The organism is Nonomuraea endophytica (genome assembly GCF_014203235.1).
Lineage (GTDB): Bacteria > Actinomycetota > Actinomycetes > Streptosporangiales > Streptosporangiaceae > Nonomuraea > Nonomuraea endophytica.
Genome location: NZ_JACHIN010000007.1, coordinates 404,080 through 426,988 on the forward strand (window position 1 = coordinate 404,080; position 22,909 = coordinate 426,988).

The 22,909-nt window shown below is 68.3% G+C and carries 19 protein-coding genes; 10 read left to right on the forward strand and 9 right to left on the reverse strand.

Annotation, left to right across the window (positions count from 1 at the left end; translation table 11 throughout):
• Nucleotides 1–29: 29 nt before the first annotated feature.
• From HNR40_RS27005 to HNR40_RS27025, 5 genes are all read left to right on the forward strand, one after another.
• Nucleotides 30–1,268: an ABC transporter substrate-binding protein gene (locus HNR40_RS27005; RefSeq protein WP_312896521.1), complete on the forward strand. Its 1,239-nt coding sequence runs from the start codon at nt 30–32 to the stop codon at nt 1,266–1,268.
• An 8-nt stretch (nt 1,269–1,276) separates the two neighbouring features.
• Nucleotides 1,277–2,596: an ABC transporter substrate-binding protein gene (locus tag HNR40_RS27010; RefSeq protein ID WP_184966029.1), complete on the forward strand. Its 1,320-nt coding sequence runs from the start codon at nt 1,277–1,279 to the stop codon at nt 2,594–2,596.
• Between the two features lie 12 nt (nt 2,597–2,608).
• Nucleotides 2,609–3,973: an ABC transporter permease gene (locus tag HNR40_RS27015; protein ID WP_184966031.1), complete on the forward strand. Its 1,365-nt coding sequence runs from the start codon at nt 2,609–2,611 to the stop codon at nt 3,971–3,973.
• Nucleotides 3,973–4,872, forward strand: a complete 900-nt coding sequence (locus tag HNR40_RS27020; protein ID WP_184966032.1) for a carbohydrate ABC transporter permease — start codon at nt 3,973–3,975, stop codon at nt 4,870–4,872. Before HNR40_RS27015 ends, HNR40_RS27020 begins: the two co-directional genes overlap by 1 nt.
• 559 nt (nt 4,873–5,431) lie before the next feature.
• Nucleotides 5,432–6,109, forward strand: a complete 678-nt coding sequence (locus HNR40_RS27025; RefSeq protein WP_184966034.1) for a uracil-DNA glycosylase — start codon at nt 5,432–5,434, stop codon at nt 6,107–6,109.
• Here the strand turns inward: HNR40_RS27025 and HNR40_RS27030 are convergent.
• Complete coding sequence (locus HNR40_RS27030; protein WP_184966036.1) at nt 6,106–6,534, reverse strand: DoxX family protein; 429 nt, start codon at nt 6,532–6,534, stop codon at nt 6,106–6,108. The two genes, HNR40_RS27025 and HNR40_RS27030, sit on opposite strands and share 4 nt — an antisense overlap.
• A gap of 128 nt (nt 6,535–6,662) precedes the next feature.
• Here HNR40_RS27030 and HNR40_RS27035 point away from each other — a divergent pair, with 128 nt between their 5' ends.
• The 4 genes from HNR40_RS27035 to HNR40_RS27050 all read left to right on the forward strand — a co-directional run bounded on the left by HNR40_RS27035 (nt 6,663) and on the right by HNR40_RS27050 (nt 9,436).
• The gene (locus tag HNR40_RS27035) at nt 6,663–7,814 is read left to right on the forward strand and encodes a sensor histidine kinase (RefSeq protein WP_184966038.1); all 1,152 of its coding nucleotides are present in this window, start codon (nt 6,663–6,665) and stop codon (nt 7,812–7,814) included.
• Complete coding sequence (locus tag HNR40_RS27040) at nt 7,811–8,431, forward strand: response regulator (RefSeq protein WP_184966040.1); 621 nt, start codon at nt 7,811–7,813, stop codon at nt 8,429–8,431. Before HNR40_RS27035 ends, HNR40_RS27040 begins: the two co-directional genes overlap by 4 nt.
• Before the next feature lie 17 nt (nt 8,432–8,448).
• Complete coding sequence (locus HNR40_RS27045; protein ID WP_184966041.1) at nt 8,449–8,769, forward strand: hypothetical protein; 321 nt, start codon at nt 8,449–8,451, stop codon at nt 8,767–8,769.
• Between the two features lie 376 nt (nt 8,770–9,145).
• Complete coding sequence (locus HNR40_RS27050; protein ID WP_184966375.1) at nt 9,146–9,436, forward strand: MTH1187 family thiamine-binding protein; 291 nt, start codon at nt 9,146–9,148, stop codon at nt 9,434–9,436.
• Nucleotides 9,437–9,641: 205 nt separating this feature from the next.
• Here HNR40_RS27050 and HNR40_RS27055 read toward each other — a convergent pair whose 3' ends face one another.
• Nucleotides 9,642–9,803: a hypothetical protein gene (locus tag HNR40_RS27055; RefSeq protein ID WP_184966042.1), complete on the reverse strand. Its 162-nt coding sequence runs from the start codon at nt 9,801–9,803 to the stop codon at nt 9,642–9,644.
• A 603-nt stretch (nt 9,804–10,406) separates the two neighbouring features.
• On the opposite strand from HNR40_RS27055, the gene HNR40_RS27060 reads away from it, so the two are divergent.
• Nucleotides 10,407–12,008, forward strand: coding sequence for an FAD-dependent monooxygenase (locus HNR40_RS27060; protein ID WP_184966043.1), 1,602 nt, complete (start codon nt 10,407–10,409; stop codon nt 12,006–12,008).
• A 365-nt stretch (nt 12,009–12,373) separates the two neighbouring features.
• On the opposite strand, the gene HNR40_RS27065 is transcribed toward HNR40_RS27060, so the two are convergent.
• The 7 genes from HNR40_RS27065 to treZ form a co-directional block, all read right to left on the reverse strand.
• Nucleotides 12,374–13,147 carry an SAM-dependent methyltransferase gene (locus tag HNR40_RS27065; RefSeq protein WP_184966044.1) on the reverse strand — a complete coding sequence of 258 codons (774 nt, stop codon included), beginning with the start codon at nt 13,145–13,147 and terminating at the stop codon, nt 12,374–12,376.
• Nucleotides 13,148–14,021: 874 nt separating this feature from the next.
• Complete coding sequence (locus tag HNR40_RS27070; protein WP_184966045.1) at nt 14,022–14,945, reverse strand: hypothetical protein; 924 nt, start codon at nt 14,943–14,945, stop codon at nt 14,022–14,024.
• Between the two features lie 479 nt (nt 14,946–15,424).
• Nucleotides 15,425–17,131, reverse strand: coding sequence for an ABC transporter family substrate-binding protein (locus HNR40_RS27075; protein ID WP_184966046.1), 1,707 nt, complete (start codon nt 17,129–17,131; stop codon nt 15,425–15,427).
• Complete coding sequence (locus HNR40_RS27080; RefSeq protein WP_184966048.1) at nt 17,128–19,197, reverse strand: ABC transporter ATP-binding protein; 2,070 nt, start codon at nt 19,195–19,197, stop codon at nt 17,128–17,130. Before HNR40_RS27080 ends, HNR40_RS27075 begins: the two co-directional genes overlap by 4 nt.
• Nucleotides 19,194–20,039, reverse strand: a complete 846-nt coding sequence (locus HNR40_RS27085) for an ABC transporter permease (RefSeq protein WP_184966050.1) — start codon at nt 20,037–20,039, stop codon at nt 19,194–19,196. Before HNR40_RS27085 ends, HNR40_RS27080 begins: the two co-directional genes overlap by 4 nt.
• 3 nt (nt 20,040–20,042) lie before the next feature.
• Nucleotides 20,043–21,020, reverse strand: coding sequence for an ABC transporter permease (locus tag HNR40_RS27090; protein ID WP_184966052.1), 978 nt, complete (start codon nt 21,018–21,020; stop codon nt 20,043–20,045).
• A 168-nt stretch (nt 21,021–21,188) separates the two neighbouring features.
• Nucleotides 21,189–22,901, reverse strand: coding sequence for a malto-oligosyltrehalose trehalohydrolase (gene treZ / locus HNR40_RS27095; RefSeq protein WP_184966054.1), 1,713 nt, complete (start codon nt 22,899–22,901; stop codon nt 21,189–21,191).
• Between the last annotated feature and the right edge of the window lie 8 nt (nt 22,902–22,909).

Consider the following 22,909-nt stretch of genomic DNA (forward strand, 5'->3'; position numbering starts at 1 on the left):
TGTAATCCTAGAAACGTGGAGGTAACAACGTGCGTCGTTTGATGCCGGTGCTGCTTGCCGCTCTGCTGACGGCAGGCTGCGCCGCTTCCGGCGACGACGGCGGCGGCGAGCCGGAGACGGGCGGGATCGGCCCGATCACCTTCGCCGTCGGGCGCGAGGGCACGACCTACTTGCAGCCACTGCTGGATCGCTGGAACCAGGCCCACCCGGCTGAGAAGGTGACGCTGATCGAGCTGCCAGAAGCGGCGGACGAACAGCGTGCCCAGATGGTCTCCAACCTTCAGGCACGAAGCGACAGGTATGACGTGCTCGTCCTGGACGTCGTGTGGACCGCGGAGTTCGCGGACAACGGCTGGATCATCCCCTTGGAGCGCGGGGCCTTCCCGCTCGACAAGTTCCTGCCGCCGGTCGTGGACACAGCGGTGTACAACGGCAAGCTCTGGGCAGTGCCGTACACGAGCAATGCGGGTTTGTTGTTTTACCGCTCTGACCTGGTGAAAAAGCCGCCCAAGACCTGGGCGGACCTCCGGCGGCGAGCGATTGAGGTTACGAAAGAACACAATATTGGTGGCTATGCCGGGCAGTTCCTTGCGTACGAGGGGCTGACCGTGAACTTCTCCGAGGCCGTGGGCGGGCAGATCCTCAGCACCGACGGCCAGGAGGTGACGCTCGACAGCGCCAAGGCCAAGGCCGCTCTCGGCTTCCTCGCCCAGGGACTTCGCGAGGGCTGGATCCCGGACGACGCGCTGTCGTACAAGGAAGAGGAGTCGCGGCTCGCCTTCCAGAACGGCGACCTGGCCTTCGCCCGCAACTGGCCGCACGCCTACGGCTCCGCCAAGGCCCAGCTCGGCGACCGGTTCGCGGTCACCAGGCTGCCGGGCCAGAACGGGCCCGGCACCAGCGCCCTGGGCGGCCAGAACCTGGCCGTCGGCGCCTACTCCAAGCATCCGAAGACCGCCCGCGACTTCATCCACTACTTCACCAGCATGGAGACCCAGCGCCGGGTCCTGTCCGAAGGCTCCTTCCCGCCGGTGTGGACCGAGCTTTACGACGACCCCGAGCTGATCGAGCAGTTCCCCTATCTCCCGGTGCTCAAAGAGAGCATCCTGGCCGCCAAGCCGCGGCCGGTCAGCGCCAACTACAACCAGCTGAGCCTGGTGATCGCCAGTTCGGTCGCCAAGGCGCTCAGCCCGCCGTTCCCCGAGCCGAGCGACGCGGTCGTGAACTCGCTGAAGGCGGATCTGACGGAGTCATTGTCGACTCAGTGAGGCAAGAAATGAGAAAGACAGCCATCGTCCTAGCGGGGCTCGCGGTAGCGGCCTCGGCTTGTGGCAACGCGCCGACGACCACCCCCACGCAGCCCGCCGGCACGGCCGCCGCCACCTCCGGCGGCGCGAAGCCCCTCCAGGGCCAGAAGATCGAAGTCGCCGCCAAGTGGACCAGCGACGAGGAGAAGTCCTTCCGCCAGGTGCTGAAGGCCTTCTCCGACAAGACCGGCGCCGAGGTGACCTACGCCTCCACCGGTGAGGACACCGGCGCGTACCTCGGCCCGCGCATCAAGGGCGGCAGCCCGCCCGACATCGCGATCCTGCCCCAGCCGGGCCTGGTCCAGCAGTACGCCGACGAGAAGGCGCTCAAGCCCCTCACCCCCGAGGTCATCAGCCAGATCGACACGAACTACACCCCGTACTGGAAGGAGCTCGGCTCCGCGGACGGCCAGGTGTACGGCGTGATGGTGAAGGCCGCGCACAAGTCGCTGGTCTGGTACCGCACGGCCACCTTCGAGGAGGCCGGCGTCCAGCCGCCCACCAACTGGGACGAGCTGGTCAAGGCCGCGCAGACCATCGCCGACTCCGGCACCGCGCCCTTCTCCTTCTGCGGCGCCTCCGGCTGGACCCTGACCGACCTGTTCGAGAACGTCTACCTCAGCAGCGCCGGCCCGGAGAACTACGACAAGCTCTCCAAGCACGAGATCCCGTGGACCGACCCCTCCGTCGCCACGGCGCTGGAGAAGATGGCACAGATCATGACCAAGAAGGAGTTCGTCCTCGACGGCAACTCCGGCGCGCTGCAGACGCAGTTCCCCGACTGCGTCACCAAGGTCTACGACCAGAAGAAGGCCGCGATGATCATCGAGGCGGACTTCGTGGCCACTCCGGTCGCCCAGTCCGGCGAGAAGGTCGGCGAGGGCGCCAAGACCTTCCCCTTCCCCAAGGTCGGCGAGACCAGCCCGGTCGTGCTCGGCGGCGACATCGCCGTGGCGCTGAAGGACACCCCCGGCGCGATGGCGCTGCTGGAGTTCCTGGGCTCCAAGGAAGGCGGCGAGATCTGGGCCAAGCTCCCCGGCTACCTGTCGCCCAACAAGAACGTCTCCCCGGACAACTACCCGGACGAGCTGACCAAGCAGCTCGGCCAGACGATCGTCTCGGCCGGTGACGCCGTCCGCTACGACATGTCCGACCTCGCCCCCAGCGCCTTCGGCGCCACCGACGGCAAGGGCGAATGGAAGGTCCTGCAGGACTTCCTGCGCGACCCCACCGACGTCAAGGGCGCCCAGACGAAGCTCGAAGAAGAAGCCAAGAAGGCCTGGAAGTAGAGAGGTTAGGCCGTGACCGAACGGTTGGACGGCCCGCAGGCCCCGTCGCAGGACGGGGCCCCCTCCCCCCGGGCTGACACCCCCAAGAAATTCCGCCTCGGTCCCTCCCCCGCGATCGCCATCGTCTTCTTGCTGCCGGCGGCGATCCTGCTGGGAATCTGGGTGGTCTACCCGATCGTCTACTCGATCTTCCGCAGCCTCTTCGACGCCTCGGGCAGCGTGTTCGTGGGCGTGGAGAACTTCACCACGATCTTCACCGACCGCGGCACGCTGGTCACCATCAGGAACAACCTGATCTGGGTGATCGTCGCGCCGATCCTGGTCACCGTGCTCGGCCTGCTCTTCGCGGTGCTGACCGAGCGCATCAAGTGGTCCACGGCGTTCAAGCTGATCGTCTTCATGCCCATGGCCGTCTCGCTGATGGCCGCCGGCGTCATCTTCCGCCTGGTCTACGAGCAGGACCCCGACAAGGGCCTGGCCAACGCGGTGCTCACCACCGTGAACGACACGTTCTCCTCCAGCCAGGGCTACCCGGACGCCCGCCCCCGCGAGGGCGACGCCTCCCCGGTCGCGGCCAAGGACGGCGGGGTCGCCACCAAGCAGCCCGCGCAGGCGGGCCAGCCGGTGCTCATCCCGCTGGTCGGCATCAAGGCCAACACGATGCCCACCAACGCCGCGCCCGCCCTCGCCAACCCGCCACCGGGCGGGCTGTCCGGAACCGTCTGGTTCGACTTCACCCCGGGCGGCCAGGGCACGAGCGGCGCGGTCGACCCCCAGGAGAAGGGCCTGCCCGGCATGACCGTCGAGGCGGTCAAGGACGGCCAGGTCGCCGCCACGACCACCACCGCCGCCAACGGAACCTTCCGTTTCGACGGGCTGGCCGCCGGCTCCTATGAGGTACGGCTCCCGCAAACCAACTTCACCGCCCCCTACCGGGGCCTGAACTGGCTCGGCGAAGCCCTCATCACCCCCGCCATCATCGGCGCGTTCATCTGGGTCTGGGCCGGATTCGCGATGGTCCTCATCTCCGCCGGTCTCGCGGCCATCCCGCGCGACTCCCTGGAGGCCGCACGCATCGACGGAGCCACGGAGTGGCAGGTGTTCCGCAAGATCACCATCCCGCTCCTGTCCCCGGTGCTGCTGGTCGTCTTCGTGACGATGATCATCAATACCTTGAAGGTGTTCGACCTGGTCTTCATCATCGCGCCGGCCTCGGTGCAGCCGCAGTCGAACGTGATCGCGCTGGAGATGTGGCGCGTGTCGTTCGGCGGCGGCAACAACCAGGGCCTGGGCAGCGCACTGGCGGTCTTCCTGCTGATCCTGGTCCTGCCCTTCATGATCATGAATGTCCGCAGGTTCAGAAGGGAGGAGCGCTGATGGCCACGGCGACCGCCACCGTTGAGCGGGGTGTCCACGCGGGCGCCCCCAAGCGCGGGCTGCTCAGCCGGGGCGTGGACAAGCTGGGCGGCGGCGCCGTCCAGGTGGTGATGATCCTGATCGGCCTGTTCTGGCTGGTCCCGACGCTCGGCCTGCTGGTCGTGTCGATGCGCTCGGTCGCGGTCAACAACGCCGAGGGCTGGTGGACGATCTTCACCAAGCCCGCCGAGCTCACCCTGGCCAACTACTCCAACCTGCTGGCCACCGGGTTCACCGCGTCGTTCTGGAACACCATCGCCATCACGGTGCCGACCACGATCCTGGTCATCGGCATCGCGGCGATGGCCGCCTACGCGTTCGCGTGGATGGACTTCCCCGGCCGCGACCTGCTGTTCCTCATCGTCGTCGGCCTGCTCATCGTCCCCATCCAGGTCGCGCTCATCCCCATGGCCTCGTTCTACGGCGGCACCGGGATGTTCGGGTCGATCCCCAGCGTGGTGCTGTTCCACGTGGCCTTCGGCCTGCCGTTCGCGATCTTCCTGCTGCGCAACTTCTTCGTCGGCATCCCGGCGTCGTTGCTGGAGGCGGCGCGGATGGACGGGGCGCCGGAATGGAAGATCTTCGCCAGCATCGTCTTCCCCCTCGGCAAGCCGGCGATCGCGTCGCTGGGCATCTTCCAGTTCCTCTGGGTCTGGAACGACATGCTCATCGCCCTGGTCTTCGCCAACCCCGACTCCCAGCCGATGACCAAGGCACTGCAGTCCCAGATGCGACAGTTCGGCAACAACATCGACATCCTGTCGTCAGGTGCCTTCCTGTCGCTGATCATCCCGCTGATCCTCTTCTTCGCCTTCCAGCGTTACTTCGTGCAAGGCATGATGGCCGGCTCAGTGAAGTAACCACCTGGGGATCCGGGCCCACCAACCCCGGATCCCCGGACCCACCGCCAATCGGTCCAACCCTTACAACCCAGGACCGTCCTTACAGGTCCACGACCGGGAGAGCCCTCGACCCGGGCCCTCTTGCGGCTCCGAGCCCAGGTCTGAACCGAGGCCCGGCGAAGCCGGGGCCTGAGACCCGGGGCCTGAGATCCGGGGCCTGAGACCCGGGGCCTGAGACCCGGGGCCTGAGACCCGGGGCCTGAGACCCGGGGCCTGAGACCCGGGGCCTGAGACCCGGGGCCTGAGACCCGGGGCCCTGGGATCTGGAGCCTGAGGTCCAGGGCCTGGATCGAGGCCCGTAGGGTCCGGGCCTGGGGTCCGGGTAGTTGGGCCGGGTCGTTGGGGTTTTGGTCTTAGTTGGACGGATCCGCAGCGAAGCGAGGAATCCGTCGTCCTTGTGGTGGACCCCGCAGCGAAGCGAGGAGTCCACCACAAGGACATGCCGAGCGAAGCTCGGCCAATTAGACACAGCCATTAGCGGCGCAAGCCGCCTAAAAGCTAGATAGGCTCGACCGCCATGGCAGGTCGTCCCCTCAATGAAGTCGTCGAGGCCGGTTGGGCCGCGGCGCTAGAGCCCGTTTCCGAGCGAATCTCCACCATGGGTGAGTTCCTCCGCAAGGAGATCGCCGAAGGCCGGCAATACCTCCCCGCCGGCGCGCACGTGCTACGTGCGTTCAGTCAGCCCTTCGACGAGGTCAAAGTGCTGATCGTGGGCCAGGATCCCTATCCCACGCCGGGCCACCCCATCGGCCTGTCCTTCTCGGTGGCGGCCGACGTACGCCCGCTGCCGGGCAGTCTGCTCAACATCTACAAGGAGATGGAGAGCGACCTCGGCCTGCCCAGGCCCGCCAACGGCGATCTGACGCCGTGGGCCGAGCAGGGTGTGCTCCTGCTCAACAGGGTCCTGACCGTGATGCCGGGCAAGCCCGCCTCCCACCGCGGCAAGGGCTGGGAGGAGGTCACCGAGCAGGCCATTCGCGCTCTGGTCGCGCGTAGTAAGCCGATGGTGGCCATTCTGTGGGGCCGCGACGCCCGTAACCTCGCCCCGATGCTGGGTGACGTGCCGCGGATCGAGTCCGCGCACCCGTCGCCCCTCTCGGCGCGCAGCGGCTTCTTCGGCTCGCGGCCGTTCAGCCGGGCCAACGAGCTGCTCGTCCAGCAGGGCGCGGCGCCCGTGGAGTGGAAGCTGCCCTAACGCACCACGGCGAGGGCGCGCTTGCGCCGCCAGATGTTGTCGACGGCCAGTGCGCCGCCCTCGCTGAACGCGATCACCAGGCTGGCCGCGGCCAGCGTGAGGACGAACTCGTAGCCGCCCTCGCTGACGGAGAAGCCGTTCTCGAAGTGGACGAGGACGATGGCGCCGAGCATGTCGACGGCGAGCAGCGTGCCAACGATGGGCAGGGCGGCGCCGAGGATGAGGGCGATGCCGCCGCCCACCTCCAGGATCGCGACCACCGGCGCGGCCACACCGGGAAGCGGGACGCCCAGCGATGTGAAGAACCCGGTCACGCCCGCGATCCCGCCGTCGCCGGTGAACTTCTGCAGGCCGTGCACGAGGAACACGGCCCCGAGCACCACACGTCCGATCAGCAGGGAGAACGGCCGAATTTTGTCGATCATGTGAAGTCTCCTTTCCGGTCATGGTCAAGCCTTCCGGCCCTGGCCGGAGGGCGGGTCGGGCGCATGGGTGGTCTCCGATCATCCAAAAGGATGATCCGGGCACCGCACGCTCCTGGTACCAAGAAGGGATGAGCGTGCTTTCCCTGCGGCAGCCGATGACGTTCGAGGACGGATTCCCTCGAGTCGTCCACCTGGGCTTTTACCTGACCATGGCGGCTTGTACCGTACGGATGCTCTCCTACGGCGGCGGCGTGTCGCAGCTCGACGTGATCAGGCTCGTCGCGGTGGCGGCTTTCTGTTCCCTTTATGCCGGCGGGGTCGCGTGGGCCAAGCCGGGACGGCAGCAGGTCGCCTGGCTGGGCACCATGATCGCCGCCTGGACGCCGCTCACGCTGACCACGCCGTGCTTCAGCTGGTCGGCGATCCCGCTGTTCTTCCTGGTGCTGATCGTGCTGCCGATGCGGCTGGCCGTACCCCTGGTGGGATATCTCGCGGCGGTCGCGGCCGTCGTCGGCGAGTTCCACGCGCGCACCAACTGGGACCCCGCCCCGCTCGTCGCGCCGATCGCGATCGCCACGATGAGCATGTTCAACTACCGTCGTCTCCACCACGAGAACGTCCGCCGCCAGGAGCTCATCGACGACCTCATGCGGGCGCGGGACGCGCTCGCGGAGTCCGAGCGCGCCGCCGGCGTCCTCCAGGAGCGGGTACGGCTCTCGCGCGAGATCCACGACACGCTCGCCCAGGGCCTGTCCAGCATGCACATGCTGCTCAACGCCGCCGACCAGGAGTGGGACGCCGACAACGGCAAGGCCCGCGCCCACGTGCGCCAGGCCGCGGTGGCCGCCCGCGAGAACCTCGCCGAAGCCCGGCGCTTCGTCCACGACCTCGCCCCGCCCGCCCTCGACGAACGCTCACTCCCCGAGGCCCTGCGCAAGGTCGCCGACGCCGTCCAGGTACGCGTCGAAGGCACACCACGCAAACTCGACCCAGGCGTAGAAGGCGAACTCCTGCGCATAGCCCAGGGCGCCCTCGCCAACGCCGCCCAGCACGCCCGCGCCGGCACCGTCGTGGTCACGCTCACCTACCTGCCCGACTCCGTCACCCTCGACGTCATGGACGACGGCGTCGGCTTCGACCCCACCAGCCCCAACGCCGGCCGAGGCCGCGGCTACGGCCTGAAAGCCATCCGCCAGCGCGCCGAATCGCTGGGCGGCACGGCCACCGTGGACAGCGTGCCCGGCGAGGGCACCGTCGTGGCGGTGAAGGTGTACGCATGAGGATCCTGCTGGTCGACGACCACCCCGTGGTGCGGGCGGGCCTGTCCGCGATGCTCGCCGCACAGAAGGACTTCACCGTCGTCGGTGAAGCCGCCGACGGCGAGGAGGCGGTACGGCAGAGCGCTTACCTGGCCCCCGACCTCGTCCTCATGGACCTCCAGATGGGCGAGGGCATCGACGGCCTGGAGGCCACCCGGCAGATCGCCGCCCTGCCCGGTGCTCCCAAGGTGGTCGTGCTCACCACGTACGACTCCGACGCCGACATCCTGCGCGCCCTGGAAGCCGGAGCCGTCGGCTATCTCCTCAAGGAATCGCCCCCGGAAGAGCTGTTCGCCGCCCTGCGCACCGCCGCCGGCGGCGAGACCGCCCTGTCGCCACCCGTCGCCTCCCGCCTGGCCCAGCGCTTCCGCAGCCCCCAGCTCGCGCTCAGCCAGCGGGAGATCGAGATCCTCGAGCTCCTGGCCGCCGGCCGTTCCAACCGCGAGATCAGCAAGGCCATGTTCATCAGCGAGGCCACCGTCAAGACGCATCTCGCCCACGTCTACGACAAGCTGGGCGTCGACAGCAGAACCGCGGCCGTCCGGTGCGCCGTGGAGCGCCGCCTGATCCGGCTGTAACCCGTAGAGTCTGCTGCATGAGTGATGAAGGTAAGTTCCTGCGTCTCACGGTCGAGCTGACCGTGGAGGTGCTCGACGTTGACGCGCTGCAGGCAGCGGCGCTGGGCGAGATCCGCCATGAGGACGCCGACCTCACCGACGAGGAGCGCAAGGAGCAGGCCGAACTGGTCAACGCCGACGAGACCGGGGCCACGGCACTGCAATGGCTGATCGAGCCCGACCACGTGCTGTCGCTGGTCAACCACATCGACGAGGTTGAGCCGCGGGAAGCCGTACTGGGCGTGGAGCCGTCGGACGGGCTGAGTGAGGACGAGGAAGAGCACGACCACGAGCACTAAGCACAACCGGGGAGCCGCCACCCATACCCACCCAGCGGCTCCCCACCACCACCTCCTCACCCCCCGGCTCTCCCCCACCCCCACCGGCTCGCTGCCACCCAACCTCGCCCGCCCCGGCCTCCGCGCCTCCGGCTCGCTCCACCCCCGCCTCACCCCAGCGCCGCTTCACCTGCCACGCTCCGTGCTTTGCCGCACCAGGACCCTGCCCGTGCGTCGCCGCCACACCGCGTTTTCCCGGCGCACAGGTCTCCCGGCTTTCCGGGCACCACGCGGCTGAGGCACCACACCGGGCTGCTACCCGGTGCCGTTGAGCGGGGGCGGCGGTTTGTAGGATCGGGAGCCTTCGGGCATGGCCGAGTTCGTGGGAGGTTGGTTCGTGATCGTCGCATTCTCCATCACGCCGCTGGGAGTGGGCGAAGGCGTCGCTGAGCCGGTGGCCCGTGCGGTCAAGGTGGTACGGGAGAGCGGGCTGCCCAACCGGACAGACGCGATGTTCACCACGATCGAGGGCGAGTGGGACGAGGTGATGGCGGTCGTCAAGCAGGCCGTCGACGCGGTGAAGGAAGTCGCACCCCGGGTCAGCATCGTCCTGAAGGCCGACATCCGCGAAGGCGTCACCGACGGGATGACCAGCAAACTGGACTCCCTCGAACGCCACCTGGATTGAACCACCCCCGGCGCCCCGGCCCCTGGGACGGCCTAACCCACCTCATCGGCCCGCATCGCCTGGTCTGACACCGTCATCTGGTGGGGCCTTCGACCGGCTTAAGGTCATCCACCGGCTTGAGTCCGTTCGCTAGTGGGGCGTTGGCTGGGCACAGAGATATCCGGTTTTCCGGTGTATACGGGGTTTTCTCCCTGCGCTGAGCATGCTAGAAATCGCGAATGCGGACTCCCCTGGCGGTTCCGATCGTCATCGGAGCACTCGCGCTGGCGCTCACGGCAAGCGCGGTGCTGGCGCTTGTCCAGGTGTTCACAGCCACCACCAGCATCAGCACGACCATCCCGGCGGACACGCTCTCCACGTCGCCCATCGACCTCTCCCCCACGTCGGCCCCGCCTTCCGGTGACACGTTCACCAACGGACCGATGCCGGACAACACCGGATTCCCGCAGACCGGCGCCACCCAACCAGGCGCACCCCAGACCGGAGCACCCCAAACGGGCGTCCCGCAGCAAGGGGTCCCGCAGACCGGGGTTCCACAGGCCGGGGTTCCACAGGCCGGGGTTCCACAGGCCGGGAATCCACAGGCCGGGAATCCACAGGCCGGGAATCCGCAGAATGGGAATCCGCAGAATGGGGTTCCCCAGGCGGGCCTTCCGCAGACCGGTGCGCCTCAGGGCGGGTTTCCGGAGTCTGGGCTTGGTGGGCCCGAATCGGTGCCCGGCTTCTGAACCACTTGGCGGGCAGGCGGATCTCGTGACGGCGGCCCGCCCCGTGCGCGCCTCGTCAGCGTCTCCCTGGACGGGGCCCGGCCCCGTGCGGTGGGTGGCGGTGGGGGCGGCTGTGCCGTAAAGGATGGTGATCTTTAACGACCACCCACAAACGCGATATGTCTTGACCGACCGCAACACGCGACATATCGTGTCCTTCGGACGCGCTAACGCGATATTACGCGAAGCCGAGCATCTCGGAGGTGGAAAGGGTGGAGATGGAAGAGCGGGTGCCCGTTCTGGTGGTCGGTGCCGGGTATGCGGGGCTCAGTGCGGCGATGATGCTGGCGTGGCACGAGGTGCCGGTCATTCTGGTCGAACGGCATGCGAGCACGTCGATCCAGCCCAAAGCGTTCGGCGTGGGGCCGAGGGTGATGGAGCTGGTGCGGTCGGTGCCGGGGATGGAGTCGCAGCTCACCAGCATCTGGGAGGGCATCGGCGACGACCTGCGCATCGCGATCGCCGACAGCCTCACCGACCCCAACCCGAAGATCATCGTGGACACCTCCGAGGGCGACCTCGACTCCATGATCGACATCACGCCGGTGCCGCAGGTCGGGGCGCCGCAGTCGGAGGTGGAGCGGGTGCTGCGGGGCAAGGCCGAGGAGTTTGGCGCCGACCTGCGCTTCTCCACCGAACTCATCTCCCTGGAACAGGACGCCGACGGCGTCACCGCCGTGATCATGTCCGGCGACGCGGTCAGCACCATCCGCGCCGACTACGTCGTCGCCGCCGACGGCTCCCGCAGCCCGTTGCGCACCTCCCTCGGCGTGCCGACCAGCGGCAAGGGCCAGCTGAACGAGCTGTACTCGATCATGTTCGACGCCGACCTCACCGGCATCGTCCGCGACCGCGAGGTCACCCTCTGGTACCTGCAGTCAGCCGACTTCACCGGCGTCATCGTCACCGGCACCGGCGTCGGCAGCCACGTGTTCGGCGTCTACTACGACCCCGAGACCGACCCCGGCTTCACCCAAGAGCGTTGCCAGCAGCTGGTACGGCAGGCGGTAGGCATCCCCGATCTGGACGTCACCATCAAAGACACCACCAGCTTCGCCTTCGCCCACATCCTCGCGGACACCTACCGGGCCGGCCGCGTCTTCTTCGCCGGGGACGCCGCACACACCATGCCGCCCACCGGCGGCCAGGGCGGCAGCACCGCACTCCAGGACGGCATCGACCTCGCCTGGCGCCTGTGGCTCGTCCACACCGGCCAGGCCGGACCGGACTTCCTGGACACCTACGACGCCGAACGCCGCCCCATCGGCGCCCTGACGGCCGACGGCCAGCTGGCCAACATGGCCGCCCGCATGCCGTCCGAGCAGACGCAGGGCTTTCCCCCGCCGATCGCGGACCCGTTCTCAGTCATGATCGGCTACCGCTACCACTCAACCGCGATCCTGACCGAACCCGGCGACGACGGCTCCATCCTGGAGGACCCCCGCACCGCCACCGCCCGCCCCGGCAGCCGCGCCCCCCACATGGTCCTCGACTGGGACGGCCACCCGATCTCCACGATCGACCTGTTCGGAACCGGCTTCGTCCTGCTGGTCGGGCCGGGCGGACGGGCATGGGAGGAGGCGGCGCGCAAGCTGAGCGACCGCCTGTCCCTCCACCTCACACCGCTGACCATCGGCGGCGAACTCAAGGACATGGACGGATGCTGGCAGGAGCGCTACGGCGTCGACGACACCGGCGCGGTCCTGGTCCGTCCGGACGGGTACGTCGCCTGGCGCGCCCCCTCCCTGCCCCCGTCCCCCGAGGCAACCCTCCACGAAGCCCTCACCAAAATCCTCAGCCTCTAGCCCCACTGCCCCCTGAACCGCACTGGCCTGACTTTGGGGAGGTCTCCAGGTCGTCCACCCGCGACTCCCGGACAGCCATCAGGGACAGCGGGTAGTGCGTCCGCACACCTCGGACCTGCGTGAACGTGCCGGAGCCTGGGATGGTGCGCAACGCACGGCGGTGGCCACGCGAGCCAAGGACCCGCTACCCGGAGGAACTGCGCAACGCCGAGCGCGCGCATTCGCGAGCCGAGACCGCAGTCCCGAGACCGCAGTCCCGGAGGCGCGGCCGGGGGGACGCGGGTCGGGCAGCGCAGGCATGTGAGGACGCGGGCAGGAGAGGGCCCGGGAGGTGTGCGGTGGTCGGGTGAGGGGGGCGGAGGAGGTTAGGCGGGGCGCTTGGCCACGGCGGCCCAGCCGAGGGGGGCGAAGCGGCTCAGGATGTGCGGGGAGATGAAGTGGTCGGGGGTCAGTACGTCGTAGGGGCCGAAGAAGCGGCGGATGTCCGACACCGTGCGGGGGTAGACGCCTGAGCTGGCGCGGGAGTAAACCTCGCGGACCGAGTCCGTGTCCGAGCTGCGCTTCTCCTGCATGGACATGTGTGTGATCACCATGTGGCTGCCCGGCGGGAGCTTGTCGCGGAGCCGGGCGACGTCGTCGTACGGATCTTCGAGGAAGTGCAGGACGGCCACCATCAGCAACGCCACCGGCTCCTCGAAGTCGATCAGCGTGGTGTCGGCCACCTTGGCCCAGAGCGTATCGGGATCGCGCAGGTCGGCCTCGACCATGGCCACGGTGGGGGTGTTGGCGAGCAGGGCGCGGCCGTGGACGCAGACGATCGGGTCGTTGTCGACGTAGACCGTGCGGGCCGTCTTGTCGACAGAGTGGGCCACCTCGTGAACGTTCCGCTGAGTCGGCAGGCCCGCCCCGACGTCGATGAACTGCCGGATCCCCGCCTCATCGGCCAGATACCGAACGGCGTTGCCGAGGAACTCGCGGTTGAGCTGCACGCCTTCCCGGGACTCGGGGAACGATTTGAGTATCTGCTCAGCGGCCTCACGGTCGGCGGCGAAGTTGTCCTTGCCACCGAGCATGTAGTCATAAATCCGGGCAACATTCGGCGTGTGAACGTCTATGCCCGCGGGAGCCCGCTCGCTCATCGTTCTCCTCCCGTGCCGGCCAAGGGCACCGGCAACCACATTGGCGCAGAGACTATCGCACGCCACCCCGTCCACACCCCCTCCACCCAGGTACAGCCCACCCCCGCCCCACCCCCCAACCCGCCGACCCGCCGACCCGCCGACCGGCCCAACGCAACGGACCTACTGCTCCGCCGCTCCACGCCCCCGCCGCCGCGCCCTCACCTCCTCACGGCGTCGCGGCACCGCTGTCTCACCCCTCACGGCGTCGCGGCCTCGCTGCGTCGCGGTATCGCGACCTCACCCGCTCACGACGTCGCGGCATAGCGGCATCGCCGCCTCACGACCTCACGACCTCACGACCTCACGACCTCACGACCTCACGACCTCACGACCTCACGACCTCACGGTGTCGCGGTGTCGCGGCCTCACGGCGTCGCGGCGCCGCCGCCTCACGGCATCGCAGCATCGCCGCCTCACGGCATCGCAGCATCGCCGCCTCACGGCATCGCAGCATCGCCGCCTCACGGCATCGCAGCATCGCCGCCTCACGGCATTGCAGCATCGCCGCCTCACGGCATCGCGGTGTCGCGGTGTCGCGGTGTCGCGGTGTCGCGGTGTGGCGGTGTGGCGGACCTAACCCAGCCGTGACGGCGTCACGGCGTCTCGGCACTGGTAGAGGTCGCATCAGCCGGGACACGGCCCATGGCTCTTTCGCCAGCAAGGCAGCGCCGTCCGGGGGCCGGTGATCCACAAGCGAGCGACGAAGACGATCGCCGGGAGGCAAGGTGCACGAGCCGATCTGTCCGCCGAAGACCCTCACGGCACCGTGCCGCTGCGCCCGAAGAGGTCGTGGCCGACGTAGGCGCGCGAGCCGTACCGGATGGGCGGGGGTTCAGGCGGCGGTCAGGTAGGTGATCGGGGTGGCGCCCTGGGTGGAGCAGAGCCAGTCGTTCAGGGTTCCGGTGAAGTCGGAGGGCGGGCCTACCTTCAGGCAGGTGATCTGGCCGGAACCCGGAGCTGGGCCGACTTTCAGGCGGCGGATTGAGCCGGGGGTCTCGCAGGGGGTCAGGCGGACGCCGAACGACTGGCGGTCGGAGAAGAGGGCGTGGTCGTGGATGCGCAGGTGGTCGTCGATGGTGCGTTCGCGGGCCTCGGGGTTGGCCGACAGGAAGGCCAGGTGGTCGGTCAGGAGGCGCTGGGCCACGGCGCGCAGCAGGTTGATGGCGCACAGATTGTGGGCGCAGGCGGCGCCGTCGAGGGTGATCTCGGGGAGGGCGAAGCGGCGCAGGCCCCGTGAGGTCACGCGCAGGCAGTCGCAGGCTCGGGTGTCGGCGGGGTTCCAGGGTGGGCAGGTTGCCGTGTCGTGGACGTCTACGCTCCAGCCCAGCCAGTCGTCGGTCAGACGGAACGAGGACGGCTCGCCGGCACATCGGGCGCAGGACGGCAGGGCATAGCCGACCAGCGGGTCCACCACCATGCCCGTGCACTCCTCGGCTATGGCTCGTGCGGCGGCCCTTGCCACCTGGAGGCTCGCCGGTAGTGCCTGTGGTGGTGCGGTGCTGGAGACCACGACGTGCTGGCGGGTACGGCGCAGCAGCCGGCGTTCATCCACGGTGAGGTCTACTCCGCCGGGTCGCCACTGGGCGGTGCTGTGGGTCAACGTCAGCAGCGGGGTGCCCAGCGCCGCCATCGCGGCTCGTCTGTGGGGTCTGCCGATGCGCCACGGCAGCATGCCCTCGATGTCGAAGCGCAGACGTTCGATGGCCACCACGAACAGGGCCGTCAGGGACGCGGGCACGGGGAAGGTGATCTGCACGGTGGGCCTCCGGAAGAACGGTGAGGCCATCAGGGTGCCGAGGGGCGGGGGCGGGAGGAGGGGGCGAACGGGGTTCTGTGGAAAGGGCAGCCCCGATGGCGGCCACGCTGTGGAAAAGGCAGCCTCACCGTGAAAGGCAACCTCGCTGTGGAATTGGCAGCCTCGCCGTAGAGGGAGCCTCACCGTAGAAGCAGCCTCGCCATAGAGGGAGCCTCTCCGCAGAGGCAGCCTCGCCATAGAGGGAGCCTCGCCGCAGAGGCAGCCTCGCCGTGGAAAGGCCTCTGACAGCACAGCTCCGCTGCAGAAGGAGCGGCGCAGAAGCCCGGCCGTGGCAGAACTACCGGCAGGACTACCGGCAGGCCAGAACGCGGGCGCGGGCGGCGCCGACGTCGTAGAGGAAGGTCCCACCGTAATAGAGGCACAGCAAAGGGCCCCGGCCGGACAACCCGGCCAGGGCCCCAAGCAGACCAGTCAGGCAGCTACTTCTTCAGCCCGACAGCAGTCCAGTCACGGTCCGAGAACCCGAACGCGCCATAGTTGGCCAGCCCAGCCTTGGCAGCCACGATGTTCGGCCGCTGGAACAACGGCAGCACACCAGCCTGGTCCCAAATCAGCTGGTCCACCTTGTTACCAAGCTCAACTGCCTTGGCCGGGTCAATCTCCGAGGCAGCCGCGTCCATGGCAGCGTCCAGCTCAGCCGACCCCACCCGGGTGAAGTTGTTGTTGAACAGCTTCGAGTCCGGCGGGTTGCCGTACAGCTGGAACAGGTTGCCCAGCGGGAACGGCGTGCCCTCCCACACGAACGGCGTCACGTCGAAGTCACCCTCGTTGATCCGGTCGAAGAACTTGTCCGGAACAGCCGCGTCCAGGGTCACCTTGACCCCGATCTCCTTGAGCATGGCCTGGGTGAGCTCACCCTCCTGCTTCGCCACGGCCAGGTCGGCCGAGTACATGAAGCGGATGTTCAGCTCCTTGCCGTCCTTCTTGCGGACGTCGCCCTCAAGCTTCCAGCCAGCAGCGTCGAGAAGCTGCTTGGCCTTGTCGGGGTTGTAGGTGTTCAGCCCGCCCGAGTTGTCCTGGTAGCCCTTCTGGGTGTTCACGTAGACGTGGTTGTCCTGGGGCTGCATCGGCCAGTCCAGACCCTGGAGGTCCGACTGGAGGATGGGCGTGCGGTTGATGCCCATGAAGATGGCGTGGCGGACGTTCTTGTCCTTAAGCGCCTCGGATGCGCCGTTGAAGGTGAAGTGACGCCAGATCGGACCGGCGGCCTTGCGCAGGTCGGCGCCGGCGACGTCCTTGGCCTGCTGGTACTTGGCGCCGTCGGCGCCGATGACCACGGCGTCGATCTCGCCGTTGGCGAAGGCCGGGACGTGACCGGACAGGTCGATGGCGCGGAAGACGACCGACTCGAGCTTCGCCTTGCGGCCCCACCACTTGTCGTCGCGGACCGCGGTGACGGTCTTCGCGGTCTGGTCGATCTTGCCGAGCTTGAACGGCCCCGCGGTGACCGGGATCTTGTTCAGGTAGCCCTTGTTGAAGCCCTCGGCGGTCTTGTTGATCGACGCCGGGAACAGCGGGCTGAACAGGCCCTGCCAGGCCGGCCAGACCTTGGAGAACTTGACGATGACGTCCTTGTCGGTGGCGCCCTTCTCCACCGACTGGATGCGGTCGTAGCCGTCGGGCGAGGAGATCAGGTAGTCCTTGTTCTTGCCGTTCAGGGCCTTCCACTGGGCCTCGAAGTCCGCGAAGCCGATCGGCTCGCCGTCGGACCAGGCGGCCTTTTCGTTGATCTTGTACGTGACGGTCTGCTTGCCGTCGACGACCTCGGACTTCCACTCGGAGATGTAGTCCGGGTTGTTGGTGACCTGACCCTTTTCATCGCTGATGCTGATGAACGGCATCATCGGGTAGATGGCGTCACGCACATCGCCCTTGGTGCCCTGCGTCTGGTTGTAGTTCCACTGCGTCTGCCAGGACTGCAGCGCCAGCTTCACCGTGCCGCCGTCCGGGACCTGCTCGTACGGCGTCTCGTTGATCGACACCTCCGGCAGCGCGGCGGCCTGCTGCTGGGCCTGCTGCGACTGCTCGGCACTGGGCTTCTTGGCGTCGCCGCCACCACCGCCACAGGCCGCGACGGCCATGGCGAGGACCGCGAGTCCAGCCGCTGCCCGGTAACGAACCTTCACTTTTCCTCCTGATCGTCCGAGGCCGTGATGACCTCGATCTCCTCCGCGTAGTGGCAGGCGGCACCGTGGTCGACGGCGTTCGCGAGCCGAACAACTGAGGGCTCTTCATCGACGCACCGCCGCCGCTCGGCCTCGCTGAGGCGGGCGAACTTGGGGCAGCGGGTGCGGAACCGGCAACCCGATGGCGGGTCGGCCGGGCTGGGCAGGTCGCCTTCGAGCAGGATGCGCTTGCGTGTGCGCTCCATCTCGGGGTCGGGCAGCGGGATCGCTGACAGCAGCGCCTGCGTGTAGGGGTGGGCCGGGCGGTCGTAGACGTTCTCGACGGTGCCGATCTCGGCGATCCGGCCGAGGTACATGACGGCGACGCGGTCGGCGAGGTGCCGTACCACGGCCAGGTCGTGCGCCACGAACAGGTAGGACAGCCCGAGCGTGTTCTTCAGCTCCTCCAGCAGGTTGATGACACCGGCCTGGATGGAGACGTCGAGGGCGGAGACCGGCTCGTCGAGGACGAGCATCTTCGGCTCCAGGGCGAGCGCGCGGGCGATGCCGATGCGCTGGCGCTGGCCGCCGGAGAAGTGCTGCGGGTAGCGCTCGGCGTAGCTCGGGTCGAGGCCGACCAGCGTGAGCAGTTCGGCCACGCGCTGGTCGACGTTCTTGCGGCCGTGGGCGCGCAGCGGCTCGGCGACGATGTCGCCGACCGGCATGCGCGGGTCGAGCGCGGCCATCGGGTCCTGGAAGACGATCTGCAGGTCGCCGCGGAGCGCCTTGCGGTCCTCCTTGCCGAGCTTGCCGCTGTCCTTGCCGAGCACGACGATGCGGCCGCTCTGCGGCGGCTCCAGCTGCATGATCTGCTGGAGCGTGGTCGTCTTGCCGCAGCCCGACTCGCCGACCAGCGCCAGCGTCTCGCCTTCGGCGATGTCGAAGCTGATGCCGTCCACGGCGTGCACGGTGCCGACGCGGCGCTTGAAGACCGCGCCCTTCATCAGCGGGTAGTGCCGGATGAGGTCGTTGAGCTCCAGCACCGTGGGACGCTGCTCGCGCGGGATGCGCACCACGTCGTTCGGCGGGATCACCGGGACGGGGAAGACGTCGGCGCCGGTCAGGCCCTTGTGCTCGATCTCGCGCGAGCGGATGCAGGCCACGTGCCGCCCGCCGCCGATCTCGGTGAGCGGCGGCTCCTCGTCGTCGCAGGCGTCGATCTTCATCGGGCAGCGCGGCGCGAACGGGCAGCCGGGCGGCAGCGCCGCCGGGGAGGGCGGGTTGCCCTCGATGGGGACCAGCGGTCCTTCCTCGCCGTCGATCCGCGGGATCGAAGCGAGAAGTCCCATCGTGTACGGCATGCGCGGCCGGTAGTAGAGCTCGTCCACCGGCCCCTGCTCGACCGGCTTGCCCGCGTACATGACGAGCACCCGGTCGGCCATGCCGGCGATGACGCCCAGGTCGTGGGTGATCATCACGATGCCGGCGCCGGTCTCCCGCTGCGCGGTCTTGAGCACCTCCAGCACCTGGGCCTGGATCGTGACGTCCAGGGCGGTGGTGGGCTCGTCGCAGATCAGCAGGTCGGGGTCGTTGGCGATGGCCATGGCGATCATGGCGCGCTGGCGCATGCCGCCGGAGAACTCGTGCGGGAACGCCTTGGCCCGCACGCCGGGGTGCGGGATGCCGACCAGGTCGAGCAGTTCGACGGCCCTGCGCGCGGCCTTGTCCTTACCCACCTTCTGGTGGATGCGGACGGCTTCGGCGATCTGGTCGCCGATGGTGTAGACGGGGGTGAAGGCCGACAGCGGATCCTGGAAGATCATGCTGATCGTCTTGCCGCGTACCTTGATCTGGTCGTCTTCCGGCATGCCGAGCAGTTCGCGGCCGTGCAGCTTCACCGAGCCGCTGACGACGGCGTTGCGCGGCAGCAGGCCCATGACGGCCAGGGAGGTCACGGACTTGCCCGAGCCGGATTCACCGACGATGCCGAGCACTTCGCCGCGTGAGACGGAGTAGTTGACGCCGCGGACGGCCTCGATGCCGCCGGGGAAGGTGACGGTGAGGTCCTTCACCTCGAGGATGCTCATGAGGTGCTCCCGGGGTCGAGCGCGTCGCGCAGGCCGTCGCCGATCAGGTTGACGCTGAGCACCAGCGCCACCAGGAGGCCCGCGGGGAAGAGGAAGAGCCACGGATAGGAGATGACCGTGCTGGGGCCGGAGCCGTCGGCGATCAGGGTGCCGAGGGAGACGTCGGGCGCCTGGACGCCGAAGCCGAAGAACGACAGCGAGGTCTCGCCGATGATGGCGCCGCTGACGTTCAGCGTGGCGTCGATGATCAGGAGCGACGACAGGTTCGGCAGCACGTGCCGCAGGATGATCCGCCAGCCGGGGATGCCCATGTACCTGGCGGCCAGCACGTATTCACGCTCGCGCAACGACAGCGTCATGCTGCGGACCACCCGGGAGGTGATCATCCATCCGAACAGCGCGAGCAGCAGGACGAACAGCAGCCAGGTGCCGCCCTTGAGCCGCGGCGAGAGGATGGCGATGATCAGGAAGCTGGGCAGGACCAGCAGCAGGTCGACGCCCCACATGAGGATGCGGTCGACCCAGCCGCCGAAGTAGCCGGCGGCGGCGCCGACGAGGGCGGCGAGGCCGGTGGAGATCAGCGCCACGAGGAAGCCGATGACGAGCGACTTCTGCAGGCCGCGCAGCGTGTTGGCGAAGACGTCGCCGCCGGTCTGCGTGGTGCCCCACCAGTGGTCGGGCCCCGGGGGCTGCATGAAGGCCATGAAGTCCTTGTCGGACCAGTCGTAGGGGGCCACGAACGGACCCACGTAGGCCAGGATCAGCAGCAGGAGCACGCCGATGAGGCCGTAACGCGTCTGCTTGTTCTTGACCAGCCGTCGGAGAACGACCTTGCTACGCATCTGTTAGCTCACCCGGACTCGGGGGTCGAGGGCGGCGACCGCCAGGTCGGACAGGAAACCGGCCACGAGGACGCAGGCCGCCGCGAAGGTGCTGACCGCCGCCACGGCGTTCACGTCGTGCTGGTTGATCGAGTCGACCAGCCAGGCGCCCATGCCGTGCCAGCCGAAGATCTTCTCGGTGAACGTGGCGCCGGTGAGCAGCGTGCCGAAGGCGAAGGCGAAGTAGGTCGCGGCGGGGATCAGCGCGGTGCGCAGCGCGTGCCTGAACAACGCGGTACGGCGCCGCAGCCCCTTGGCCATGGCCGTGCGGACGAAGTCCTGGCCGAGCACGTCGAGCATCATGTTCCGCTGGATCCGGCTGTAGAAGGCGATCTGGCCGAGGCACAGCGAGATCGTCGGCAGGATCAGGTGGACGAGCCGGTTGGCGAACTGGTCCCAGCCGGTCAGTCCTGGCGAGTATTCGCCCACGAACTCGATCAGCTTCGACCCGGCGGCGTTGTTGAGCCCGGTCGCGGCGAGGATCAGCATCGTGGCCATGACGAAGACCGGCACCGCCATGATCACGAACGACGAGACGCCGATCACCCGATCGCTGAGTTTGTACTGGCGCACCGCGGCGAAGGCGCCGATGAGCACGCCGAGCCCGGAGCCCAGGATCGTTCCTATCAGCAGCAACCGCAGGCTGACGCCCACCCTGCGGCCCATCTCCTCGTTGACCGAGTCGCCTTCCCACGTCTGGCCGAAGTCGCCCTTGACCACCCCGGACACCCACGTGCCGTAGCGCTCGAGCAGCGGCTTCTTGGGGTTGAGGTTGTACTGGTCGAGCGTCTTGTCGATGGTCGCCTCGGGGACGGGAGGGTTACGTCCCTTGAAGTTGACCTGGGGGTTGAGACTCGACGCGGCGAGGAGGTAAGCCAGACTGGCCGCGATGGCGACCAGGAGCACGTTGATCGCCAACCTGCGCAGCAGGTACTTGCCCATTACCCTCCGTTCGCGCTGAACGGGGGCCAGAAGGTCCTGGGGTGGAGAGATCGCCCCCGCAACGAAAAGGCCGTTCCGCGTTGTGAGAAACCACTTGACGCATCAGTCACGGCCGAAGCGCAGAATATCTGGCGAAACGTAACAGTCCGCAACGGGGCAGAGTAACGGTCAGATTACTGAACGGTAGATCACCACTGACTGTCCAGGGATCAGTAAACCCTTCGGACCTGCGGAAACAGGGTCATCCGCCGCCAAAATAACGGTGCCTCCACGGAGGGGCAGTGTCACAGAATCCGGACAAAAATTTACGATTACGCAAAGTGATCCCCGCCACAGGATCAGCCAGCGGTCAAGAGGCCCCACCTCCACCCGGACCCGGTCCAGACGGGGATCCGCGAGCTCGGGAAACGCCTTCCGCAGCGCGATGAGATCCCGGTACCAGCTCAGCAGCGTCCAGTGCTCCTCGTCCTTCAGCTCGCTCCAGTCGAGCTTGGAACGCAGGAACGCCTCCTCCGACGACGGGTCCGGCGCGTCCCAGTCGTACCCGAAACCCTCGAACTCCCGCGCCCGGCGCGCCGACTCGCCCTCGCGCAGCGAGGGCTCCACGTGGTCGGAGAAGAACAGGAACGGCGAGCGCGCCCCCCACTCCTCCCCCATGAACAACATCGGCGTGTACGGCGAGGCCAGCAGCAACCCGGCCCCCAGCTTCAGCGCGGTCATCGGCAGCCGGTCGCCGATGGGCCGGTTGCCGATCTGGTCGTGGTTCTGCAGGCAGCAGACGAAGCGGTGTCCCGGCACCCCGCGCGCCGAGGCGCCGTGCGAGCGGCCGCGGAACGTGGAGTAGCCTCCGTCGTGCACGAATCCCGAGGTCAGCGCCTTGGCCAGCGACTGCAGGCCGGCGAAGTCGCCGTAGTAGCCGTGGTTCTCGCCGCTGACCGCGCAGTGCAGGGCGTGGTGGACGTCGTCGTTCCACTGCGCCGTCATGCCGAGGCCGCCGGCCTCCAGCGGCGTGACCATGCGCGGGTCGTTGAGGTCGGACTCGGCGATCAGCGTCAGCGGGCGGCCGAGCGCGCACGACAACGCGTCCACCTCGGCCGACAGCTCCGCCAGCAGGTGCGTGGCGCGGCGGTCGTGCAGCGCGTGGACCGCGTCGAGCCGCAGCCCGTCCACGTGGTAGTCGCGCAGCCACTGCAGCGCGTTCTCGATGAAGTAGCGGCGCACCTCGTCCGACTGCGGGCCGTCCAGATTGACCGCCTCGCCCCAGTAGCTGCCCTGGGTGCCGGTCAGGTACGGGCCGAACGGGTGCAGGAAGTTGCCCGACGGGCCGAGGTGGTTGTAGACGACGTCCAGGATGACGCCCAGGCCCTTGCCGTGGCAGGCGTCCACGAACGACTTGAACCCGTCGGGCCCGCCGTAGGTCTCGTTGACCGCGTAGAGGTCCACGCCGTCGTAGCCCCAGTTGCGCCCGCCGGGCACCGGGACGATCGGCATGACCTCGACGAGGTCGATGCCCAGCTCGACCAGGTGGTCCAGCCGCTCGATCGCCGAGGCGAAGGTGCCCTCGGGGGTGAACGCGCCGATGTGCAGCTCGTAGATCACCGATCCGCGCAGGTCGCGGCCGGTCCAGTCGTGGTCGCTCCAGGTGTAGTGGGCGTGGTCGTAGACCATGCTGGGGCCGAAGATCCCCTCGGGCTGGCGTCGCGAGCGTGGGTCGGGGTAGGGGCCGTCGCCGTCCAGCACGAAGGAGTACGGCGTGCCGTGCCCCGCCTCCGCGACCTCGGCTCCCCACCAGCCGTCCTTGCCCGCCCGCAACGGCCGCCGCCCCTCCGGCAGCTCGATCTCGACGGTCGTGGCACGAGGCGCCCAAACGTCAAATCGCATCAGGTTCT